Source organism: Kitasatospora sp. NPDC094016 (assembly GCF_040304045.1).
Lineage (GTDB): Bacteria > Actinomycetota > Actinomycetes > Streptomycetales > Streptomycetaceae > Kitasatospora.
In genome coordinates, this window is sequence record NZ_JBEOUK010000015.1 from 76,808 (window position 1) to 99,287 (window position 22,480).

20 protein-coding genes are annotated in these 22,480 nt (G+C 74.2%); 8 read left to right on the plus strand and 12 right to left on the minus strand.

Annotated features, from left to right (window positions below; all coding sequences use genetic code 11):
* Window positions 1-156: 156 nt before the first annotated feature.
* A complete protein-coding gene (gene paaI / locus ABT015_RS16725) occupies window positions 157-567 on the plus strand; it encodes a hydroxyphenylacetyl-CoA thioesterase PaaI (protein WP_350879773.1) in 411 nt (136 codons plus the stop codon).
* Window positions 568-633: 66 nt separating this feature from the next.
* Here the strand turns inward: paaI and ABT015_RS16730 are convergent, their stop codons facing one another.
* From ABT015_RS16730 to ABT015_RS16780, 11 genes are all read right to left on the minus strand, one after another.
* Entirely contained in the window at window positions 634-1,893 is a 1,260-nt protein-coding gene (locus ABT015_RS16730; RefSeq protein ID WP_350879774.1) for a phenylacetate--CoA ligase family protein, read from the minus strand.
* A gap of 18 nt (window positions 1,894-1,911) precedes the next feature.
* On the minus strand, window positions 1,912-2,868 hold the full coding sequence (locus ABT015_RS16735) for an SDR family NAD(P)-dependent oxidoreductase (protein ID WP_350879775.1): 957 nt from the start codon (window positions 2,866-2,868) through the stop codon (window positions 1,912-1,914).
* Window positions 2,865-4,199, minus strand: a complete 1,335-nt coding sequence (locus ABT015_RS16740; RefSeq protein WP_350879776.1) for an MFS transporter — start codon at window positions 4,197-4,199, stop codon at window positions 2,865-2,867. Before ABT015_RS16740 ends, ABT015_RS16735 begins: the two co-directional genes overlap by 4 nt.
* A complete protein-coding gene (locus ABT015_RS16745) occupies window positions 4,196-5,425 on the minus strand; it encodes an AMP-binding protein (protein ID WP_350879777.1) in 1,230 nt (409 codons plus the stop codon). The genes ABT015_RS16740 and ABT015_RS16745 overlap by 4 nt, the downstream gene beginning before the upstream one ends.
* Window positions 5,422-6,579: an ATP-grasp domain-containing protein gene (locus ABT015_RS16750; RefSeq protein WP_350879778.1), complete on the minus strand. Its 1,158-nt coding sequence runs from the start codon at window positions 6,577-6,579 to the stop codon at window positions 5,422-5,424. Before ABT015_RS16750 ends, ABT015_RS16745 begins: the two co-directional genes overlap by 4 nt.
* On the minus strand, window positions 6,576-7,961 hold the full coding sequence (locus ABT015_RS16755) for a KamA family radical SAM protein (protein ID WP_350879779.1): 1,386 nt from the start codon (window positions 7,959-7,961) through the stop codon (window positions 6,576-6,578). Before ABT015_RS16755 ends, ABT015_RS16750 begins: the two co-directional genes overlap by 4 nt.
* Window positions 7,962-7,967: 6 nt before the next feature.
* Window positions 7,968-9,779 carry a class I adenylate-forming enzyme family protein gene (locus ABT015_RS16760; protein WP_350879780.1) on the minus strand — a complete coding sequence of 604 codons (1,812 nt, stop codon included), beginning with the start codon at window positions 9,777-9,779 and terminating at the stop codon, window positions 7,968-7,970.
* 114 nt (window positions 9,780-9,893) lie between these two features.
* A complete protein-coding gene (locus ABT015_RS16765; RefSeq protein ID WP_350879781.1) occupies window positions 9,894-11,309 on the minus strand; it encodes a flavin monoamine oxidase family protein in 1,416 nt (471 codons plus the stop codon).
* A complete protein-coding gene (locus ABT015_RS16770) occupies window positions 11,306-11,548 on the minus strand; it encodes an acyl carrier protein (protein ID WP_350879782.1) in 243 nt (80 codons plus the stop codon). The genes ABT015_RS16765 and ABT015_RS16770 overlap by 4 nt, the downstream gene beginning before the upstream one ends.
* Entirely contained in the window at window positions 11,538-13,121 is a 1,584-nt protein-coding gene (locus tag ABT015_RS16775; protein ID WP_350879783.1) for an AMP-binding protein, read from the minus strand. The genes ABT015_RS16770 and ABT015_RS16775 overlap by 11 nt, the downstream gene beginning before the upstream one ends.
* 212 nt (window positions 13,122-13,333) lie before the next feature.
* Window positions 13,334-15,031 carry a sensor histidine kinase gene (locus tag ABT015_RS16780; protein WP_350879863.1) on the minus strand — a complete coding sequence of 566 codons (1,698 nt, stop codon included), beginning with the start codon at window positions 15,029-15,031 and terminating at the stop codon, window positions 13,334-13,336.
* Between the two features lie 339 nt (window positions 15,032-15,370).
* Here ABT015_RS16780 and ABT015_RS16785 point away from each other — a divergent pair, with 339 nt between their 5' ends.
* The gene (locus tag ABT015_RS16785; protein WP_350879784.1) at window positions 15,371-16,237 is read left to right on the plus strand and encodes a universal stress protein; all 867 of its coding nucleotides are present in this window, start codon (window positions 15,371-15,373) and stop codon (window positions 16,235-16,237) included.
* A gap of 156 nt (window positions 16,238-16,393) precedes the next feature.
* On the opposite strand, the gene ABT015_RS16790 is transcribed toward ABT015_RS16785, so the two are convergent.
* Window positions 16,394-16,651, minus strand: coding sequence for an EF-hand domain-containing protein (locus ABT015_RS16790; protein ID WP_350879785.1), 258 nt, complete (start codon window positions 16,649-16,651; stop codon window positions 16,394-16,396).
* Between the two features lie 163 nt (window positions 16,652-16,814).
* Here ABT015_RS16790 and ABT015_RS16795 point away from each other — a divergent pair, with 163 nt between their 5' ends.
* The 6 genes from ABT015_RS16795 (at window position 16,815) to ABT015_RS16820 (ending at window position 22,472) form a co-directional block, all read left to right on the plus strand.
* Complete coding sequence (locus tag ABT015_RS16795; RefSeq protein ID WP_350879786.1) at window positions 16,815-17,507, plus strand: hypothetical protein; 693 nt, start codon at window positions 16,815-16,817, stop codon at window positions 17,505-17,507.
* Window positions 17,508-17,683: 176 nt separating this feature from the next.
* Complete coding sequence (locus ABT015_RS16800) at window positions 17,684-19,015, plus strand: helix-turn-helix domain-containing protein (protein WP_350879787.1); 1,332 nt, start codon at window positions 17,684-17,686, stop codon at window positions 19,013-19,015.
* 104 nt (window positions 19,016-19,119) lie between these two features.
* Window positions 19,120-19,317 carry a hypothetical protein gene (locus ABT015_RS16805; RefSeq protein ID WP_350879788.1) on the plus strand — a complete coding sequence of 66 codons (198 nt, stop codon included), beginning with the start codon at window positions 19,120-19,122 and terminating at the stop codon, window positions 19,315-19,317.
* Between the two features lie 61 nt (window positions 19,318-19,378).
* Window positions 19,379-20,119 carry an LbetaH domain-containing protein gene (locus tag ABT015_RS16810; protein WP_350879789.1) on the plus strand — a complete coding sequence of 247 codons (741 nt, stop codon included), beginning with the start codon at window positions 19,379-19,381 and terminating at the stop codon, window positions 20,117-20,119.
* Window positions 20,120-20,121: 2 nt separating this feature from the next.
* Window positions 20,122-21,426: a UDP-N-acetylglucosamine 1-carboxyvinyltransferase gene (locus ABT015_RS16815; RefSeq protein ID WP_350879790.1), complete on the plus strand. Its 1,305-nt coding sequence runs from the start codon at window positions 20,122-20,124 to the stop codon at window positions 21,424-21,426.
* A gap of 2 nt (window positions 21,427-21,428) precedes the next feature.
* On the plus strand, window positions 21,429-22,472 hold the full coding sequence (locus tag ABT015_RS16820; protein WP_350879791.1) for a serine hydrolase domain-containing protein: 1,044 nt from the start codon (window positions 21,429-21,431) through the stop codon (window positions 22,470-22,472).
* Window positions 22,473-22,480 lie beyond the last annotated feature (8 nt).

Genomic DNA, 22,480 nt, shown 5'->3' on the forward strand with positions numbered 1-22,480 from the left:
AGCCGTCCTTGCGCTCGGGGAACCTGAGCAGGCTAGGGGCGGCGGGCGGCGGGGCGGGCCGAACGGCGGGGCGGCGCGGCCGAGTTCCCCCGGACGGCGGCCGGGTGCCGTGCTCTACGCTGGCCCGGACGCCGTCGACGGAGGGAACAGGACGCCATGCTCGACCCCGGGACCGCCGCACTCTACGCGCGGGACGAGACCTGCCGGATGCTGGGCATCGCGCTGGACGAGGTGTCCGCCGGTCGCGCGGTGACGCGGATGACGGTGGCCGCGACGATGGTGAACGGCCACGGGACGGCGCACGGCGGCTTCCTGTTCCTGCTCGCCGACGCCGCGTTCGCGTTCGCCTGCAACAGCCACGGCCCGGTGACGGTTGCGCAGGCGGCGCAGGTCGTCTTCCTGGCCCCGGCGGCGGTCGGGGACGAACTGGTGGCGGAGGCGGTGGAGCGGTCGCGGGCCGGGCGCGGCGGGGTCTACGACGTGACGGTCCGGCGGGCGGACGGGAAGGTCGTCGCCGAGTTCCGCGGGCAGAGCGTGGTGATCGGGGGCCGACCGCAGACCGACTGAGCACCCGGCCCCTACCGCTGCCCGGCCCCCGTCACCGCCGCCCCGGCCCCCGCCGTCACCGCCCGGTCAGGACCGCGGACGCTCGTCCAGCACCTGCTGGAGCTTGCCGGTGCGCGGGTTGGTGACCAGTTCGGAGCGCGGCACCCACTCGACCGCGAGGTCGTGGATGCTGCCCAGCGCGACTTCGTCGGGGTAGAGCGGCCGGGCCGTGTACACGGCCTCGACGAGCCGGTCGGCGAGCTCGGGGGCCGGCCGCTGCCCGGTGTAGCCGAGGCGCAGGATCAGGCCGTCGCGCCCGGCCCAGCGGCGCTGCACGAGCTGCATGCCGGTGATGCGGCGCTCCGGGTCGGCGGCGAGCAGGACGGCCCGGATCTCCTCGGTGGGCATGGCGACGGTGCCGACCCGGGCGCCCTCGGTGGAGCGGCCGAGCAGGCGGAAGCGGCGGCAGCGGGCGTCGGTCCACTCGGCGCGGTCGCCGGTCGGGTAGCGCAGGATCGGCATCAGGGTGCGGAACAGGTTGGTGACGACGACCCGGCCGGGAGTCCTGGGCGTGGTGATCGTCCTGCCGGTGACGTCGTCGACGAGCTCCACCACCGTGCGGTGCGCGAAGGCCTCGTGCACCCGGACGTCGTCGCCGGGGACGGGCGAGCCGACCAGCCCGGCGTCGTTGGAGGCGTAGCCGACGGAGGCGACGGCGGCGTGGGGGAAGGCCCGGGAGAGGATCGGCCGCAGGTCGGCGAAGAGCAGGTCGCCGCCGAACAGCAGCAGTTCGACCCCGTCGGCCGTCTCCCCGCGCTGGACCAGGCACTCGGCGACGGCGCTGAGCTTCATCGGCTCGCCGGCCAGCACGTGGACGCCGAAGCCGGTGATGAGGTCGGCGATGTACGGGTCGGGGGCGGCGCCGCCGACGCCCAGGCGGACGTTGTCCACGGGGGCGTGGTGCAGGGCGCCCTCGATGTAGAGGAAACCGCCGTAGAGTTCGCCGGCCGTGAACAGGTTGGCGACCCGGTGCCCGGGCCGCAGGCCGGCCCGGACGAGTCCGGCGCCGAAGGCGGTGACCGAGTCGGCGTGCTCGGTGCGGGTCCAGGGCGAGAACTTGGGGACGCCGGTGGTGCCGCCGGTCTTGTAGATGCCGGCGTCGCTGAGCGGGCCGGTCAGGACGCGGTTGTCGGGCCAGGTGTTGGCGGCCCAGAAGGCGGCCTGGTCGATGACGGGGAGCTGGTCGAGGCGCTCGGCGGCGGGGGGCAGGTCGCGGTACAGCTCGGCGTAGAACGGCGAGTTGGCGCGGGCGAAGGCGATCAGCTCGGCCAGGGGCTTGGCGGGCATGGTGGTCGGGTCCCTTGCTCAGGAGGAGGGTGCTGTGGGGGGTGCTTCGGCTCGTGTTTCGAGGCGCGCTTCGGGCTGTCCGAGCCAGGACCGGGCGAGGGACTGGACGGTGGAGCCGTCCGGGTCGGCGAGTTTGGCGGCCAGGTAGTCGGCGGCCCACCGGTTGGCGGGGACCCGGAAGGGCGGCCGGTCGGCGAGCAGGGTCCGTAGGACGACCTCGGCGACCTCCCGGGCGGGCTGGCCGGCCGACTCCCAGCCCTGGCCGCCGACCCAGTCCAGGTAACCGGCGAAGGTGGGCGCGTACGGGCCGGAGGCGGCCTGGATGGTGCCGCGGTCGATGTCCGGGAAGACCCCGAACCGGGTGTCCGGGACGTAGCCGGGCACGACCACCGAGACCTGGACGCCGTGCGCCGCCGCGACCGGGGCGAGCGCCTCCAGGAACCCCTCGACGGCGAACTTGGCGGCGCAGTAGGCCTCGTTGAACGGCTGGCCGACCACGCCGTGCACGCTGCCGACGGCGACCAGGCGGCCCGCGGCGGCCCGCAGCAGCGGCAGCGCGGCCCGGCTGACCGCGGCCACCCCGAAGAAGTTGACCTCCAGGTTGGCCCGCAGCGCCGCGTCGGTGGACATCTCCAGGGTCGGGTCGGAGTTGGAGACGCCCGCGTTGTTGACCACGGCGTCCAGCCGCCCGTACGTCCGGGCCACGCCGTCCAGGCAGGCGGCGATCGAGCCGGGGTCGGTGACGTCGAGGCGGCGGACGTCCACGGTGACGCCGGCGGCCTCGGCGGCCCGCCGGAGCTCCCCGGCGCGGCCGGGTTCGCGCAGGGTGGCCACCGTGCGGTATCCGGCCCGGGCCGCCGCGACGGCGGTGGCCAGGCCGATGCCGGAGGACGTCCCGGTGATCAGCAGGACCTTGCCGTCGGTGCTCCTGGCCTTCGCACCGCTCCCGCCGCTCCCGCCGCTCCCGCCGCTCACGACGCGCTCTCCGCGAGTTCCCCGGGGGCGGCGGCCTCGCGCCCGGCGGCGTCCAGCAGCGGCTGGAGGCCGAGGGCGGGGAGGAAGGAGCAGGCGGCCAGCAGGGTGCCGCCCGCCATCACCGCCCGGGCCGCGTCCAGGATGCCCAGCGGGCCGGTGAGCAGGGTGACGGCCAGGCCGCCGACCAGCGCGGCGAGCGGGATCACGCCCCAGGTGACGGTCCGGAAGGCGGCGTGCATGACGCCCTGGTTGCGGGCGGTCATCCGGGCCTGCCGGGTGGGCGCGCTGCACACGTTGATGCAGGACATGAAGAACCCGTAGCAGCCCATGGTCACCGCGATCACCGGCCCGGGCGGCAGTGCGGGCGCGGCGAGCAGGCCGAGGCCGGCCAGGCAGTGCAGCAGCAGCGACCAGGCCATCGTCCGGCCCAGGCCGAACCGCCGGCTGAGCCGCGGGGCGACCAGGGCGCCGACCAGCGCGCCGAGCGCGGCCACCGACATGGCCGCGCCGAAGGCGCCGACCGTCACGCCCAGGCCCCGGTAGGCGAGGACGGGCAGGACGGTGACGAAGACCGGCCCGCCGCAGTTGAGCGTGACGGCCGCCAGCACCACCCGGCGCAGCACCGGGTCCGCCCAGTTGAGCCGGAAGCCGAGGGTCAGCCGCTCCCGGATCGAGCCGGGTTCGACCGTCCGCTCGCCCCACGGGCTCATGTACCGGAAGCAGACGGCCGAGACCAGGTAGCTGGCCGCGTCCACCAGCAGGGCGGCCACCCCGAGCGCGCTGTACAGGGCGGCGGCGATGGAGGGGCCGGCGACCTCGGCGACCGAGCCGCTGCCCTCCAGCCGGGAGTACGCGCGGACCATGCCGTCCTTGGGCACCACGGCGGGGACGGCGACCAGGTAGCCGACGTTGAAGAAGATCGTCGCGCCGCTGATCACCGCCACGCAGCCGAACAGCAGCGGGGTGGACAGCACGTCGAGCCAGTACGCGAGCGGGATCGCCGCCACCGCCGCCAGCCGGACGAGGTCGCAGCCGAGCATGGTGCGGCGCTTGTCCCAGCGGTCGACCAGCACCCCGGCGACCGGCCCGAGCAGCGGGATGCCGAGGTACTGGGCCATCGCCACCACGCCGACCTGGAGGGCGGAGGCGTGCAGGACGAAGATCATCAGGGTCGGGACGACGAACACGGTGACCTTGTCGCCGACCAGGCTGACGGTCTGCCCGGCCCAGAACAGGTCGAAGCCCCGGCCCAGCGGCGCCGGCCGGACGGTCGCCGCCCCGGCCTCCACCGGGTCGGACGTCGTGCCCTCGCCCGTCCGGTCGGACTTCACGCACCCTCCCGCAGGACCAGCCCGGCGGTCTTGCCGGTGCGGCCGTTGCTGATCAGCTCCTCGACCGGCCGCACCCGGAAGGACTCCGGGTCGTGCTGGAAGGCGGTGCTGAGCGTGAAGGTGGCGGTGAACAGCTCCTTGCGCAGCCGCTCGGCGTCGGGCGCGGCGCCCGTCCCGCCGGTGAGCAGCAGGACCTCCACCCCGGTGGCCCGGCCGCGCTGTTCGGTCAGCACCACCTGGGCGCGGGCCACGCCCGGTTCGCGCTCGGCCCGGGCGATCAGCTCGGCCACGTCCAGCCCGAGGCCGCGGACCTGGACGACGCTGTCGCGCCGGCCCAGCACCCGCATCGCCGGGCCCGGGCGCCCGCACGGGCAGTCGGTCAACTCGCCCGCGTCGCCGGTGCGGTAGCGCAGCACCGGGTTGAGCATCTCGGGGTTGAGGGTGGTGAAGTCGAGCAGGCCGCCGGCGTCGGCGTGGACCAGCTGGTCGGGCAGCGGGTGGAAGGTGTCGGCCGGGCAGTCGGGGGTGTTGGTGGCCACCACCCAGGTCTCGGTGCTGCCGAACATGCCCCAGCGCCGCGCCTCGGGCGCCACCACGGCGAGGTCCTCGTCGAGTCGGGGCTGCCAGGCCTCGCCGAGCCACACCACCTTGCGCAGGGACGGGAGTCGGATGCCGGCGGCGCGGGCGTGCGCGAACCAGAGCCGCAGCACGCTGGGCGTCCCGCCGATGGCTGTCACCCGGCGCGCGGCCAGGAAGGCCAGCCAGTCGCCGTACTCCTCGGCGGCGACCGAGCCGAGCGCGATGATCCGGCAGCCGGAGAGGTCGGCGAGCGCGGCGGCGAGGAAGTGCGCGCCCCACATCCGGCCGGCGCCCCAGGCGTTGACGAAGACGTCCGTCCGGTCGAGCGGCTGCCAGTGGGCATGCACGCCGGCCATGTAGAAGCCGGTGGGGGCGTAGCCGACCTGGGGGGCGCCGGTGCTGCCGCCGCTCTGGAACAGCCAGGTGGCGGCCTGGTCGGCGGCGGGCTCCAGGTGGGCGAGCGCGGCGTTGAGGTCGTCCTTGGCCAGGGGCGGGAGCGTGGCGAGCCGGTCGAGGGTGTGGACGTTGACGTGGCTGGCGTAGCGCGGGGCCAGGGCGGGGACGCTGCGCAGCCGCTCCAGGGTGCGCCGGGCCACGTGCAGGCGGGGCTCGGCGGCCTCGGGGGGCAGGGAGAAGGAGGCGGTCATCGGGAGTCCGTCCGGGGGTCGAGGTCGAGGTCGAGGTCGCGGTGGGAGGTGGGTGCGGGGGCGGGGCTTCGGGCGGGGTCGAGGGTGAGCGGGCGGGCGCCGTCCGCGAGCCACTGGGCGTGGCCGTCGCGGTAGGCGGCGAAGCGGGCGCGGGTGACGTCCCGTTGGAGGGTGCGGTCCGGGTCGGTGAGGTCGGGGGCGATCACGCCGTCCGGTTCCAGTTCGGAGAACCAGTACCGCTCGCCGTCGTACAGGAAGTCGACGCAGAAGAACGGGATCGGCAGCCGCTCGGCGAACCAGGCGGTGGCGGCGGCGAGTTCGGGCGGCACCGGGGGGAACTCCATGGCGCCGCCCCGGCTGGCGTTGGCGACCGGGGAGCCGGGCTCCGGGGTCCGCTTCATCACCGCGTACGGCTCGCCGTCGACGACGTACACCCGGTAGTCGATCGTGCCGTCGCCCAGGTAGGGCTGGACCACCAGCGTGGTGTCGCCGCCCTGGGCGAGGCTGGCCAGGCCCCGGACGTCCTCCGGGCCGCGGGCCAGGTTGATCCCGCCGCCGCCGCACCAGCCGGCGGGTTTGACGATCGCGGGGTAGGTCATGTTCCGCAGGCCCACCTCGTAGCCGTGCTTGCTGATGTCCCGGCCGGTGCCGATCCGCACCGTCGGGATGGTCGGCACCGGGGAGCCGCCCAGGAACAGCAGGGTGGCCAGCTTGTCGTTGCCGATCAGCGAGACCTGCGGCGGGAACGGCAGGTAGAACCCGGCCTGTTCGAGCACCGCGTACAGCGCGTACTGGTTGAAGACGTCCATCGACTGGTACGGCAGCGAGTAGAGCGCGGTGATGAACAGGGTGTCCTCGGGGGTGACCGGCTCGTCGTCCACGTAGACCCGGGGGCGACCGGGCCCGGTGGCGTCCACCGTGACGGCCTCCGGGGCGTGCCTGGTCCAACGCAGGCCGAGGCCGGCGGCGCTCTCGGCGTAGAGGTCCCAGAAGAAGCCGTGCCACATCGCGGCCATCCGGGAGGACTCCCGGTCGGGGAAGATCCAGCACAGGCGGCGCAGTTCACCGCCCCGGGGAGGGTCGGGGCTCGGGTCGGGGCTCGGGGTGGAGCTCGGGGTGGAGCTCGGGTCGGGGCTCGGGTCGGGGGTGCTCATCGCGCTCCTCCTGCGGTGGACGGCTCGGACCACCAGCGGCGGCCGGTCTCCGGGAGGGTGTCCACCGGGTCGTAGTAGGGGTGGCGCCGGTCGAGCGGGGCGTCCCGGCCGCCGCCGCTCTCCAGGCCGGTGCGGTAGTTCTTGGTCCAGTACGAGATGCCGAGTTCGCGGTCGTAGGCCACCGCCTGGTGCACCCAGCGCTTGCCGACGTGCGGGACGTCGCAGACCAGGCGCGGGGTCGCGTAGCCGGGCAGGTAGCCCATGATCGCCTCCTGGAGGCGCTGCGCCTGGTGCAGCGGCGTCCGCCAGTGCTCGGCGCCCGGGATCACGTCGCAGAGGTAGAAGTAGTACGGCAGGATGTTCGCCTCGCCCTGGAGGGCGAAGCAGAGGTCGAGCAGGTCCTCGGGGGTGTCGTTGACGCCCCGCATCAGCACGCCCTGGTTGCGGACGTCCCGTACGCCCGCGTCCAGCAGGGCCCGGGCCGCCTCGGCGACCAGCGGGGTGATCGAGCGCACGTGGTTGGCGTGGGTGTGCACGGCCAGGTTGACCGCGCGGCGGGCGGCCAGTTCGGCGACCCGGGCCAGGCCGTCCAGCAACCGCGGTTGCAGCCAGTGCTGGGGCAGGCCGACCACGGCCTTGCTGGCCAGCCGGATGTCCCGGACGGTGCCGAGGTCCAGCAGCCGCAGCAGGAAGGACTCCAGCCGGGGCCAGGGGACGTTGGCGAGGTCGCCGCCGGACAGCACCACGTCGCGCACGGCGGGGGTGCGCTTGAGGTAGTCGAGCATCTGCTCCTGCCGGTCGGCGGGGCGCAGCAGCAGCCGGGTCTTGGCCACCTGGGGCGTCGAGGTGCCGACCAGGTCCATCCGGGTGCACTGCCCGCAGTACTGCGGGCAGGTGGCGGTCAACTCGGCCAGCACCTTGGTGGGGTAGCGGTGCGTCAGGCCCTCGACGGCCCACATGTCCGCCTCGTGCAGCGAGTCCCGTTCGGCCCGGGGGTGGCTGGGCCAGTGCGGGTGCCGGTCGGTGCGCACCGGCAGCATGTAGCGGCGCACCGGGTCGGCCAGGAACGCCTCGGTGAAGGCCTGCGGGTCGGCCGGGGCGTCCGGGGCCATGGTGTTCAGCAGCTGCGGCGGCAGCAGCATCGGCATGGTGGCGAACCCGGCCTGGTCGGCGGCGAGTTCGCGGTAGAAGTGGTCGCAGAGCCGGTCGCCGACGACGGCCCGCAGCTGCCGCGAGGTCTTCACCGAGTGGGCCCGCTGCCACTGGGCGTCGCGCCACTGCGCCTCGGTGACGTGGCGCCAGCCCGGCAGCCGGCGCCAGTCCGGCTCGACCAGCGCCGTTCGCGCGTACGTGTACGGCTGGCGGATCACGGGGTGGTCCATGGCCGGCTACTGGCCGGCGGAGGGGGCGGTGGGGAGGCCGGTTCGTGGGCCGGTTCGGAGCTCGGCCCGGGTGTCGGCCCGGGTGTCGGTTCGGGACTCGGTCCGCGGGTCGGCGAGGAGGCCGGCGAAGCGGGTGCGCAGCTCGCGCTTGAGCACCTTGCCGGTCGGCCCGAGCGGAAAGTCCTGCGGCGTGCGGGCGATCCGGACGGCGGCGAGCGCGGCCAGCCCGGCCGCGGCCAGCGCCTTGTTCGCCGCGTCCCGCACCTCCTCGGCGCCGGCCCCGGCGTCCCCTCCGGCACCTGCCTGCAACCGGACGACGGCGACCGGGCGTTGGCCCTCGCCGGGCGCCCCGGGCACGCCGACCACCGAGCAGTCCTGCACCAGGTCGGCGCAGTCGGCGAGCAGCACCTCCTCGATCGGCAGGCTGTAGACCGGGCCGTCGGCGGTGTCGATGACGTCCACCGTGCGGTCGAGGTGGTAGAAGCGGCCGTCGGGCGAGCGGCGGGCGACGTCGCCGGTGAGCCAGTAGCCGGCCAGCTCGAAGCTCTCGGTCAGCCGCCGGTCGTGCCAGTAGCCCGGGGTCCGGGAGGGGCTGACCACGCCGAGCAACCCGACTGTGCCGTCCGGGAGTTCGGTGCCGTCCTGGTCGAGCACGGCGGCCTTCAGGACCACCTCCAGCGGCCTGCCGACGCAGCGGTCGTCGCGGGCGCTCTCCGGGGTGGTCACCTGGCCGAAGAGCGCCATTCCCATCTCGGAGGAGCCCAGGCCGTCGACGAACTGTGAACCGGGCAGCGCGGGTCGGTCGGCCCGGTCCTGCGGCAGCAGCCAGGGGCGGATCAGCCCGGCCGGCCGCTCGCCGAGCGTCACCAGGCGGCGGATGTGCCCGTGGTGCGCGCTGTCGCCGGTGTTGAACCAGGAGTGCACCCGGGCCGCGCCGCGGACCGGGAGTTCGCCGGTGGCCAGCTCGACGAAGGTCCGGGGGAAGGAGGCGACCATGGTCGGCTGGAAGGCCTCCATCACCGGCTCGACGACGGCGCGCCGCCAGTCGGACATCACCACGGTGGGCAGGCCGAGCAGGGTCGCGGTGAGGAAGTAGCTGAGCCCGCCGGCGTGGGTGTGCGGCATCAGCGACATCAGCCGGTCGTACGGCTCGGCGGGGAAGCGCTCCATCCGCGGCTGCTTGCCGTCCCAGAACTGGCGGTGCGCCAGCATCGTCGACTTGGGGGTGCCGGTGGTGCCGGAGGAGTGGATCAGCGCCACCACGTCGTCCGGGGCGTGCCGGTACGGGTGGTCGGCGGGCAGCTCGACGGCGTCGGCGTCGAAGGCCTGCACCTCGGCGGCCAGGGCGAGGAAGCGCGGGCGGCGGCCCGGGTCCTCGCGGTAGGCGGCAGCGAGCCGGGTGGGGTCGTCGGCGACCACGCCGACCACGCCGACGTGGTCCAGGTAGCGGACCAGCACGTCGTGCCGCATCGCGTCGTTGACCAGCGCGGGGACGGCGCCCAGGGAGGTCAGCGCGAGGAAGTGCAGCAGCGGTTCCAGGCCCTCGCCGACCACGACGCCCACCGGCTCGCCGGGGCGCACCCCGTTGGCGTGGTACCAGGCGGCGTAGCGGTCGCGCAGCGCGGCCAGGTCGAGCAGGCTGTGGCCGCGCAGCACGACCTCGCCGCGGTGGTCGGTGCGGTGGGTGAAGACGGACGGGACGGCGCGGTGCGGGTTGGCCGCGAGGGCGTGGTCGAGGAAGTTGCCCGCGCCCAGGGCGGGTTCGGTCATCAGCCGCTGTCTGGCGGCGAGGGGCGCGATGGAACTGCGGTCGCTCATGGGGGTCTCCCGAAGGGGGGCGGGCGCGGGTTCTCGTGGAACCGGCGCCGGGGAGGGGGAAAGGCCGGGGAAGGGCAGGGGTGGGGCGTCAGGCGTGGGTTCGGGGCGCGGGCGTCAGGCGCGGGCGAGGATGTCGGCGACGACCCGGTGGCCGGAGCGGATCGCGCCCTCCATCAGCCCGAAGTACGCGGTGCTGGTCTCGGTGCCGGCCCAGTGCACCCGGTGGTGCGGCGCGGTCAGCGCCGGGCCGAGCCGCGGCCAGTCGCCGGGCCCCAGCAGGGCGGCGTAACAGCCCTGGCTGTACGGGTCGTTGAGCCAGTCGGTGACGTGGCAGGCGGTCGGCTCGGGGAGCATCGGGAAGAGCTGCGCGGCCTGCCCGATCGCCGCCGCGCGTTGCTGCCGCGGGGTGAGGGCGGCGAAGCGGTGCGCCTCGGCGCCGGTGACGAAGCCGGTCAGGACGCCGATGCCGGCCTCGGCGGGGGAGTCGTCCACGGTGGAGAGCAGCGGCCCCCGGGCGTTGACCGACCAGCCGGACAGGCCGTGGTCGCGCCACAGCGGTGCCGGGTAGACCAGGTGGACCTTGACCGCGCAGCCGCGCGCGGTGCGCTCGCCGGCCCGGCGCACCGGCAGGCCGGGCCGGTGGTCGATCGCGTCGGCGAGCAGCGGCGGCAGCGCCATGACGGCGACGTCCGCGCGGTGCTCGCCGCGGTCGGTGTGCACGGTGACGGCGTCGGCGTCCTGGTGGACGGCCCGGACCGGCTCGCCCAGCCGTACCCGGTGGCCCAGGCGCTCGGCCAGCCGCTCGCACACCTGGTGGGCGCCGCCGGAGATCCGGTCCTGCTGGGCGCCGCCGGCGAAGGCGTTGAGGTAGCGCAGGCCGCCGCCGGAGCGCAGGTAGAAGGCGAGGTGGAGGACGGAGATGTCGGCCGGGTCGGCGGCCGTCATCTCGCCCAGGAACAGCGGGAAGAACAGCCGGGCGTCGGGGTGGGTGAGGTGCTGCTCGGCCCACTCGGCGGCGGTCAGGGCGTCCAGGCGTTCGGCGTCCGGGGTGAGCCAGGGCGCCTCCGGCCGTACGGCGGCGGTGAGTTCGGCCAGCCGGTCGAACAGGTCGCCGAGCGCGACGCCGTCGAGCGGCGGGAACCGGCCGTCGCGGGTCGTGGCGTCGGTGCCGGGTCCGGCGTCGGTGTCGCTGCCGGTGTGGAGGGCGAAGCGGCTGGCGCCGGACATCGTGGTGGGGGTGGTCTTGAGCCCTAACTCGTCCATCATGGCGAGGAGTTCTGTGTGCCGGTCGCCCAGGTAGGCGGCTCCGGCGTCGATCAGGGCGCCGGGGGCGGCCTCGATGCCGTGGGTGCGTCCGCCGACCCGGTCCCGGGCCTCCAGGACGGTCACGTCGAAGCCGTGCGCCGCCAGCCCGGTGGCGGCGGTGAGCCCGGCCAGTCCGGCGCCGACCACGACGGCGGTTCCTCCTGGCCGATGTGCGTCGAACGGGTGCTCGTTGGACGGGCGGTCGTTGGACGGGCGGTCGTTCATCTCCCGGCCGTGATTCTGCGCGCGAGCGCGGTGGGGGTGGGCGCGAGCAGGAACTCGTCGAAGGTGAGCTCGACGGCGTAGCCGCGCGCGACGGCGCTCAGCACCCGGGTGGCGATCAGCGAGTCGCCGCCGAGGTCGAAGAAGTCGGAGTCGGGCGCCACGTCGTCGCGTTCCAGCACGCGCCGGAAGACGTCCACCAGGTCCTGCGGGGTGGCGGGGGTGGTGAGGTCAGTGCTCAACGGAGGTCTCCTTCGACCTGTCGTGGGCGCCGTAGCGCAGGTGGCAGCCGGCCCGGTCGACCTTGCCGCTGGGGGTGTGCACGAGCCGGGGGACGACGGTGATCCGCCCGGGCACGAGGTGGCCGGGCACCCGGGCCCGCAGGTAGGAGAGCAGGTCGCCGGCCAGGTCCGGCGGGCAGGTGTGCCGCCGCGCCACGACGTACGCGAGCAGCGTGGTGCGGCCGGCCAGGGCGGCGCCGGTGACGGCGGCCGCGGTCACCTCGGGGTGGCCGGTGAGGTGCGCCTCGACCTCCGCCGGGTCCACCCGGACCCCGCGTACCTTCAGTTCGCCGTCCAGGCGGCCCTGGTGGGTGAGCAGGCCGTCCGGGCCGCGGCTCACCCGGTCGCCGGTGCGGAAGTACCGCTCGCCGTCGACGGTGGTGAACCGGGCCGCCGTGGCCTCGGGCAGGCCGGGGTAGCCGAGTGCGAGGCCCGGCCCGCCGATCAGCAACTCGCCCTGCTCGCCGAGGCGTTCGACGACGTGCGGCAGGGCGTGGCCGATCGGTGCGCGGGCGGCCGGCGCGTGGTGGGCGCCGGGCCCGACCGGTTCGCGGGCGAGCGGTCCGGACAGGTCGACGGCGTGGGTGATCTGGGTGGTCTCGGTGCAGCCGTAGGTGTTCAGCAGCCGGATCCGCCCGGTGTCCAGTCGGGCCCAGTCGTCCAGCCGGGCCGGCTGGACGGCCTCCCCGCCGATCACCAGGAGCCTGACGCAGGGCGGAAGTTCGGCCCGATCGTCGACCAGGTGGTGGACGAGTTCGTGCCAGAAGGCGGTCGGCAGGTCCAGGACGGTGATCCGCTCGCGCTCGACCATCCGCAGGAAGCGCGGGAACGACCCGCAGTGCGCGTCGGGGTCGAGGACGAGGGTGGCGCCCGCGGTGAGTGCGGGGAGGATCTCCTCGAAGCAGGTGTCCCAGTTGAGCGAGGCGAACTGGAGCACCCGGTCCTGGGGGGTGAGGTGGAAGAGGTCGCGCAGTGCGTGGGCCGTGGCCGCGACGGCCCGGCGGGGAGTGGCGACGGGTTTCGGCTGCCCGGTCGAACCCGACGTGAAGAGAATGTAGGCCGGATGTTCCGGGCCGCTTGCGGCGTGGTCCGCCGGAAGGGTTCCGGGCGGTTCTCCGGGGAATTCCGGGAGGGTCGGTAACTCCACTAATCGAGCGTCGAGTCGGTGGTCCGCGACGGCTTCGCCGAGTATCGCCGTGCGGCAGTTCGCGGCCGTCGCCATGGCGTGTCGACGGGCCTCGGGGAATGCCGGATCGATCGGGCAGTACGTGCCTCCGGCGGTCAGCACGCCGAGAAGCGCGACCACCGTTTCGGCCGTGTGGACGGCCGGCACGGAGACCGTGCCGGGGTCCGGTCCCAGGCGCCTGGCCAGGGTGTTCGCCAGCTCTGCGAGCCGGCCGTAGTCGAGGGTGCGCCCCCGCTGGACGATCGCGGGGTGCCGGGGATTGCGGCGCGCCATTTCCGTGAACGTGTGGATCAGGTCGGGAACGACCCGGAGGGTGTCCTGATTAAGGGTGTCCTGATTAATTGACATGGCCGCCCCAAATGATGCTGTCGAATGCTCATCCGTGCTCGGCGAACGGCGACTCTACCGTCGAACATGCGTGGCGACAATGGATGTTGAGAGCGTTCTTCGAGGGGGGCGTGCCCGACGTGTGAACCCGCCCGAGGGCGTTCGGTCGTTCGAGTAGGGACGGCGTGCGCGAGGGCGCGGAGCGGCGTGAGCGAAGGCCCGCTGACCGCACGTCAGGAGCCGAGCGGGGCCTCCCAGGAGAGCCGGGCGCCGCCGCCCTCGGCGGGCCCGATCGTGAAGGTGCCGCCCACCCGCTCGGCCCGCTCGGCGAGGTTGCGCAGCCCGCTGCGCCGGCCGCCCTCGGGTACGCCCACCCCGTCGTCGGCCACCACCAGGGCCACCCGCCCGGCGAGCGCCCGCAGCGTCACCTCCACCCGGCCCGCCCGCGCGTGCCGGGCGGCGTTGCTGAGCGCCTCGCCGAGGACGGCCACCACGTGGTCGGCCAGCTCCTGCGGCACGTCGGTGTCCAGCAGGCCTTCCATGCTCAGCCGGGGCGCGAAGCCGAGCGTCCCCTGCGCCTCGGCGACGACGCGGGTGGCGCGGGCGCGCAGGCCCCGGTCGGGCTCGCTGTGGGCGCGCAGCCCGAAGATCGTCGACCGGATGATCTTGATGGTCTCGTCCAGGTCCGCCACCGCGCGGGCGACCCGGTCGGCGGCGGCCGGGCTGTCGATCAGCCGGCCCGCGCTCTGCAGCGTCATCCCGGTCGCGAACAGCCGCTGGATCGCCAGGTCGTGCAGGTCCCGGGCGATCCGGTCCCGGTCCTCCAGCAGCGTCAGCTGCTCGGCGTCGCGCCGCCGCTCGGCCAGCTCCAGGGCCAGCGCCGCCTGGTCCGCGAAGCCCAGCAGCGGCCCGGTCTCGTCCGGCCCGAAGGCCGGCTGCCCGGCCGCGCGGGCCAGCAGCAGCACGCCCCGCCCGTACCCCGCCCCGGTGCCCAGCGGCACCGCGACCGCCGGGCCCAGCCCGTCGAAGCGCCCCGCCGGGCCCGCCGGGTAGCGGGCGTCGCAGGCCAGGTCGTCGCTGGTCACCGGCGAACCGGAGGCGTACGCGGCGCCCGACAGCGTGCCGTCCACCGGCACCGTCACCCCCAGCCGCGCGGCCGGCGCCCCGCCCAGCGCGACCTCCACCGTCAGCTCCTCCGCCCGCTCCTGCGGACCGTCCAGCGCCACCGAGACGTCGGCCAGCTCGGCGCCGGCGATCTCCCCGGCCCGGCGGGCGATCAGCTCCACCACCTCCAGCCGGGGCGCGCCCGACAGCAGGCTGCGGCTGATCTCCGCGCTGGCCCGCAGCCAGCGCTGGCGCAGCTGCGCCTCCTCGTACAGCCGGGCGTTGTCGATCGCCACCCCGGCCGCGACCGCCAGGGTGGAGATCACCGCCTCGTCATCCGTGTCGAAGTCCAGCCCGCCGCGCTTGTCGGTGAGGTACAGGTTCCCGAACACCTCGCCGTGCACCCGCACCGGCACCCCGAGGAAGGTGTGCATCGGCGGATGGTTCGGCGGGAAGCCCGCCGAGGCCGGGTGCTCGGACAGCACCGGGCAGCGCAGCGGCTGCGGGTCGCGGATCAGCTCGCCGAGGATGCCCCGGCCGGACGGCGGCGGGCCGATCTCGGCGATCTCCTCCTCGGACAGCCCCACCGTCAGGAACTGCGACAGCGAGTGCCCGTCCGGGCCGATCACCCCGAGCGCGGCGTAACGGGCGTCCACCAGGTCGGCGGCGGCCTCGACGATCCGGTGCAGCGCCTGGCCGAGATCCAGCTCCCGGCCGACCGCGAGCACCGCCTCCAGCAGGCTGTGCACCCGGTTCTGGGTGCCGCGCGCCGCGTCGATCCGCCACTGGAGCTCCTCCAGCAGCTCGTCCAGGCGCAGCCGGGGCATCCGCGCGCCGCCAACCGCCGCGCTGCCGTCCGCTCCGCCCACCGCTGTCCTCCTCGTACTCGCCCTGGCCCGTCCTCCACCCGCCGCCGGAGGGCGCCGGGTGCCGCCCGATCAGGGCGATTGCCGGATTCACGGTAGTGCCCGGGTGTCGGCACCCCGCACGCCGGGGTGCGCCGTACGCTCCCACGGGCGGGCCTTTCGTCCCGTCGCCGAGGGGCCTGCGGCCTCTGTCGCGAGGCCCTGGCGGACCGCCAGGGTGGGGGAGGAGCGGACGGGCCGTCAGTGCGCGCACCGTCCCCGCGCCGCCCCGCCAAGCGCCGACACAGTGGAGGAACCCTCATGACGCCATCCGTCCTGGCCGGGGTCGACGGCTCGCCGGAGAGCACCACCGCCGCCCTCTGGGCCGCCGACGAGGCAGTGCTCCGGGGTGCCCCGCTGCGCCTGGTGCACGCCTGGCCGTGGCTGACCGACGGCGTGGCCACCTTCGCCGAGCCCGACGACCTGCCGGCCGCCGCGCAGCGGGTCCTGACCTCGGCCGCCGACGCGATCCGCGAGCGCCACCCCGACCTGGAGGTGCACACCGACGCCGTCCTGGACGCGCCGGTGGACGGCCTGGTCGCCGCGGCCGCGGACGCCGCCCTCCTGGTGCTCGGCTCGCGCGGCCTCGGCGGCTTCACCGGGCTGCTGCTCGGCTCGGTCGGCATGGCCGCGGCCGCCCGCAGCACGGTGCCGGTGGTCGTGGTGCGCGAGCCGGGCGCGCCCGAGGGGGCCGGCGACGGAGTGCCCGAGGTGCTGGTCGGCGTCGACGCGCACGCCCCTGAGGAGGAGGTGCTCGCCTTCGCCTTCCAGGAGGCCGCCCTGCGCGGCGCCCGGCTGCGGGCCGTGCACGGCTGGGACCTCCCGCCGGTCTTCGGCTACGCCGGCGGGGCCGTGCCGCCCACCGAGATCGCCCAACTGGAGGCGCTGGAGGCCAAACTGCTCACCCTCGCCCTGGCCGGCCAGCGCGAGCGGCACCCGGACACCGCGGTGATCGAGGACGTCCGGCTCGGCTCCGCCCGCGGCCTGGTCGAAGCCTCCGCCGGCGCCGTCCTCCTCGTCGTCGGCCGCCGCCACCGCTCCCTCGACTTCGGCCCCCGCCTCGGCCGCGTCGCCCACGCCGCCCTGCACCACGCCCAGTCCCCGGTCGCCGTCATCCCCCACGCCTGACCGACGCCCCGTCGGCGCACGCTCGGAAAGCGTGCCGGGTTCGCCCCCTCGCGACTTCGAATCTCGCATCCGCCGCCTTTGCCTGGCAAGGCAGTTGAAGGCCCCGACCGGGTTTCCGGTCGGGGCCTTCTTCGTGCCGCGGTCTCAGTTCTGGTCTCAGTTGCTCTGGACCCGTCCCTTGGCGACCTTGCCGGACTTGTCGGTACCGGTGATCTCCACCAGTGTCTGCCACAGGTTGTCGGTGCCCTTGGTCAGCAGCTGCCACCCGTCCTTGCCGGGAGCGACCCCGATCACCGCACCCAGGGACAGCGTCAGCAGATCGAAATCGGCTTTGTCGACGGAGCCGTCATGGTCATTGTCGAGCATGCGGAACAGCCCCTCGGCGCGCTCGGCCGCTGTTGCCGTGGAGGTCACCTGTCCTATTCGGTCCAGTAGTTGACGAACCGTCGAAGCGCCTCAGACCATCCGACCCCTTGAAGTGAAGCTTCATCACAGATCATCCGATCGGTAGAATGCTCGCCCTCCAAGGATTCAGCGTGGGGCCGCTACTGAGCGAAGGGCCATACCGCCGTCAGCCGTGGTGTCGGCCACAGCAGGAAGACGCATTCGCGCCGAACACCATCAGGCCGCAGCCCTCCGCTCGGCCGCCCAGGAACTCCTGAACACGGCCGACTCCGGCGAGGACGGCGCCACCGCCGCCGCCCTCCTGTCCACCGCCGTGTTCGTCCTGATCGCCATCGCCCGCTGGCGCGAAGCCCACGGCCACCGCAAGCAGGCCACAGCCGCCCAGCAGTGCCTCGTCCACCTGCGAACCGCCTACCGGCAGACCGCCGAGCCCGTCATCGCCGACCTCACCCGCCGCACCCCCACCCCCAAGGCCACCGACCGCCTCGCCACCCACGTCCGGACCACCGTCCCCGAGCACGCTCAGCGCATCCTCGCCGCCCCCTCCTGGCGCGCCCTGGCCACCGCACTCGCCCAGGCCGAATCGGCTGGCCAGCCGCCCCACCGCGCCATCGCCGAGGCCGCCCAGCAAGGGGAGTTGACCACCACCGACCGCCCCGCCGAAGTCCTCCTCTGGCTCCTCCTCAACGTCCGCCACCAGGTCTTCGTCCGCTGCCTCTGCGCGGCCGAATGGCGCGAGGCCGACCTCACCCGCGCGTACTTCGACCTCCACTTCACCGCCCCCGAACACGAGTGGGACGACTGCGACACCGCAATGCAGGCGCTCGGCTTCGACGGGCTCCTGGCCGGCACCACCTGGTCGTGACCCAGCCCCTGAGACCCGCCCACCCGGCTGGCCTCAGGGGCTCCTGGGCTACACCAGACACATGCACCGGCGGCAGCATCAGCACGGCAGCGCGGTGAACGCCGGCGTCGCCCCGAAAGCCCTACACCGCGCCCCCGATCATCGGTACGGTAGCCCTCCGTAATGGTTTCAACACGATGCTGGGGGCCGGCGTGGGGAGCAGTGGCATCACGTTCGGCAAGTTCATCGCACTCCGCCGCGCCGAGATGGAGTGGACGCAGCTCCGTCTCGCCGCCGAGCTCGACCGCAGCGAGGTCTGGATGTCGCTGGTGGAACGCGACCTGCAGCAGGTAAAGGATCTGACTCTGCTGCGTCGCCTCGCGGCGGTGCTGGGTTGCGAGCTCAGCGAGCTGATGGTCTTACCGCAGCCAGCCGCGGATCGGTCGAGGTCCCGCCCCCGCAAGTCCGCCTCCGCTACGCTGACGAGCACTTCCGCTGCCGAGGAGGACGATGTGCGACGCCGCCCGTTCCTGACCCTGGCGGCTGCCGCCCTGTTCGCCCCGGTTGCCGGCCAGCAGGCCGCACATGCCGAGACAGGCTCGCCCTTGGCCGGTCTGGAAGACCTGCTGCTCTACGGGCCGGGCCGGATTCCAGCTCCTCGGCGCGAGCCGACCAAGGAGTCAGTCACCGCCTCACTCCTGACATCGCGCCAGGAATTCAAGGCGGCCAAGTACGACGCACTCGCCGGGGCCCTGCCCGTGCGGATCGCCGCCGCGCAGATGGCCGGTACGCCGGAGGAGCGCGCATGCAACGTCGCCCAGCTCTACAACCTCGCCGTCCGACTGTGCATCAAGGCCGGCGACAACAACCTGGTCGCCATCACCGCAGACCGCGCGCTGACCTCCGCCCGCGCGGGCGGTGACCCTCTGGTCGTCGCCGAGTCCCAGCGGATGGTCTCCAGCTCCTGGCGCCGCCAAGGCAGCCTCGCCCGAGCAACCGACATCGTGGTGGTCGCCGCCGAAGACCTCCTCGCCGACACCACGGTGTCCGAGTCCGCCCGTCTGGCTGCCCGCGGCGACCTGTACGCCACCGCGGCCTACACCGCCGCGAAGACCGGCGACCGCGCCTACTCGCACTCGCTGATCCATGAGGCTGCTGACAGTGCCGCTGCTGCCAGCCGGGCCTCTGGTCTGATGGACGGCGTCCAAGGCGTCGCCCTGCACGAGTTGTCGGTGCACTACGAGTTGGGCGACGCCGGCCGGGCGATCGAGCTGGCCTCCACGATCGACCCCGCCGCTCTGCCGACCGCCGAGCGGCAAGCCCGCTTCTTCATCGACGTGGCCCGCGCATTCGACCAGTGGGGCAAGCCCGAACAGTGCTACCGGGCTCTGCTGGCCGCCGAGGAGGCGGCCCCGCAGGAAATCCGCCGCGGTGCCGTCCGCGACCTCGCCACCACCCTGCTGCGGCACGACCGCAAGCTGCCCGGCGTACGGGACTTCGCCGTCCGAGCGGGCGTTCAGATCATCTGACCCGTAGCCGGACTACGGCCCGTAGTCCGGCTACGGATCCGGCCTTTCGCCCGGCGGTTCACTGGGGAACGTCCACCCCTCCCTCTGCTGTCGAAGACCCTCCCATGCCAACGCCCAGCACCTCCCTGCCGCCCGCTGGCCAGCGGCACGCCGCCCCGGCGGACCGCGACCGGCCCGGCACCTTCCTCACCGCCTCCTGGGCCGCCCTGCACCTACCCGTGCTCGCCCTGGCTGTCCACAACCACCCGGCCGAGGCCAGCCCCCGGATGGCGGCGGCCGTGCTTGACCTGTCTGCCTCCTGAGGCCCCGGGGCCGTCGCGACGGCCCCTTCTTCCACTCGCTTGCCCGAGAGGAGATCCAGCCATGCACCGGCTGACCGACGCGCCCGCACTGCACACCGAGCTGGAGCGCATCGACTACCGCACCACCCCTGAGTACTACTTCGACACCGAACACGTCACCGATCCGGTCGTGCTGGAGCTGCTGAACTGCTGCCCGACCGTCTTCGGCCTCAAGAAGGCCATCACCGACCTGCTGGCCGACCACCTGGACATCCCGCTGCCGGAGGCGACCGGGATCATCGAGCCCGGCGCCACCGTCCGGGGCCACGTGATCGTGGCGCCCGGGGCCGTCATCGCCGAAGGCGCGTTCGTCACCGGTCCGGTGCTGGTCTGCCCCGGCGCGGTGATCGAGGCAGGGGCCCGGGTGCGCGACAACACCGTCGTCGGCCCCGGCTGCCGGATCGGCTTCGGCGCGGAGGTCACCCGCTCCCTCCTCGTCGGCGGTGTCTTCATGAAGCACACCAGCTTCGTCGGGGACTCCGTGCTCGGCCTCGGCGTCAACATCGGCGCGTTCGTCTCCACCACCGGCCTGCGGGTCACCTCCGGACCGGTCACCGAACCGGCCACCGAAGAGGTCTGCGCCCACCTCGACGGCCGGCGCATCGCCACCGGCCAGACGAAGTTCGGCGCGGTGGTCGGCGACGGCGTGATCGTTCCCGCCGGAACCGTGCTCCAGCCCGCCACCCTGATCGGCGCGCACACCCTGCTCTACCCGAAGACCCAGGTCGGGGGCTTCTTCCCGGCCGGAAGCCAGGGAAGGTGACCATGCCCACCACCGACACCACCCCGACGACCGACCAGCGGGCCGTACGGATCACCGGAGGCCGCCGCCTGGCCGGTACCGCCACCGTCCAGGGCAGCAAGAACATCGCCCTGCACCTGTACGCCGCCGCGCTCCTCGCCGACGACCCGCTCACCCTGACCGGTGCACCCGAGATCCTGGACACCCTGGTCGTCGCCGACATCCTGCACCGCACCGGCACCCGCGCCACCGTGACCGGAGACGAGTTCGCCACCCGACCGGCCGACTCCTACTTCCCCGTCATCCCGGAGGACCTCGGACGGCGCATCCGCACTACCGCGGTCATGGGCGGCGCCCTGCTGGCCCGCGCCGGCAAAGTCACCTTCCCCACCCCCGGCGGGGACGCCTTCTGCGCCCGCTACATCGACCGGCACCTGGCCGCGATGGAAGCCGCCGGGGCCGAGGTCGAGGTGAGCCGGGGCCGGGTGCGGGCCCGCTTCACCGGCAACCGGCTGCCGTTCATCACCGATGCCGAGACCCGCTCGTGGGGGCCGAGCCTGGGCGCGACGGTCACCGCGATGCTGCTGGCCGCCCGAACCCCGGGCACCTCCGCGATCCTCAACCCCAGTGTGGAACCCGAGGTCACCCACACCGCCGCCCTGCTCTCGCAGGCCGGCGTCGGCATCGAGTGGCGCGGCAGGACGGCACTGAACGTCACCGGCACCGACCGCATCCGGGGCGGGGTGTTCACCGTCCCACCGGACAGACTGGAGGCCGCCACCCTCGCGCTGGCCGCCGCCATCACCGGCGGCACCGTCCACCTGGACGGCTTCCCGCCGGCCGCGTTCCCGGACGGGCTGGTGTCGGTGTTCGCCGACGCCGGAATCCAGCTCGACCCGCTGGACGGCGGAACGGCCGTCAGCACCCCGGCCGGGCCGCGACCGGTACAGATGGCCACCGGCCCGCACCCGGGCTTCCCGACCGACGTGCAGCCGCAGCTGACCGCCTTCCTCACCCAGGCCGAGGGCAACTCCCGCATCGACGAGCGGATCTACACCCAGCGCGACACCCACCTACCGGCGCTGGCCGCGTTCGGCGCCGCCGTCAACGCGACCGGCTCGGTGATCACCGTCCGGGGCCGGTCCGCCCTCACCGCCGCCGACGTGGCCGGGGAGGACATCCGGGCGGTGACCGCTCTCGTGATCGCTGCCCTGGCCGCCGAGGGCACCTCTACGATCCGAGGGATGTATCACCTGCGGCGCGGATACGGCAGCCTGCTGCCGAAGTTGGCCGCGCTCGGTGCCCACCTGACGATCGACCAGGAGTAGCCGTGACCAACACCGTGCCGTGGAAGCCGAACGCGCTCGCCGACCTGCGCGAGTGTCTGGACCTGATGACCGCAGACGGCACCGTGCCCGGCGGCGTCATCGCCCACGGCACCTTCGACACCGATCCCGGCTACCTGGCCTCCGGCGTCGTCGCCCCCGACTGCGGCGACGCCCGGCCGGGGCCGGACACGGTATACGACGTGGCCTCGCTGACCAAGGTCCTGGCCACCTGGCCGCTGGTCGGCACCTCCCTCATGGACGGCTTCACCCTGGACACCCCGATCCGCGAACTGCTGACCGGCATCCCGGCCGAGGCACCCGGCGGCCGGGTGACGGTCGGCCAGATCCTGGCCCACACCTCCGGCCTGCGGGCCGACACCCGCCTCGACCAGTACCGCAACCGCCCCGAGCCGCTGGCCGACCTGATCTGCGGAGAGCCGCTGATCGCCGACCCCGGGGCCGGTCACCGCTACATCAACCGCGGTTTCATCCTCCTCGGCCTGGCCCTGGCGCACTACCGCTGCCAGCGCCTGGACGAGCTGGCGGCCGAGCTCTGGCAGCACATCGGCATGACCGCCACCACCTACGGGCCCGTCGCCCGCTCTGCCCGCGTCGCCCCGACCGAGCAGCGGTTGACCGGCGGGCCCCGGCTGTGGGGCATGCCGCACGACGACAACGCCGCCCTGCTCGGCGGAGTCGCCGGCCATGCCGGGGTGTTCACCACCCCGGCCGACCTCGCCACCTTCGCCACCTACCTGCTGTCCTCGCACGCCACCGGCGGGCCCCTGGGCCGCTGGCTCACCGCCAGCATGCAGCCGCAGGCCGAGATCGAACCCGGCCTCGACCGTGGCCTGGTCTGGATCCTCGCCGACGAGGGCCGGGTCGCCTACCACCACGGCTTCACCGGAACCAGCCTCTACCTCGCCCCCGCCACCGGCCGCTACCTGGCCATCTGCACCAACGCCGTCTACCACCACCAGGACAACCGCACCCGCCTCGCCCCACTCCGGGCCCTCGCCCTCAAGGCGATCACCGACGAACCCTAGGAGGGCCA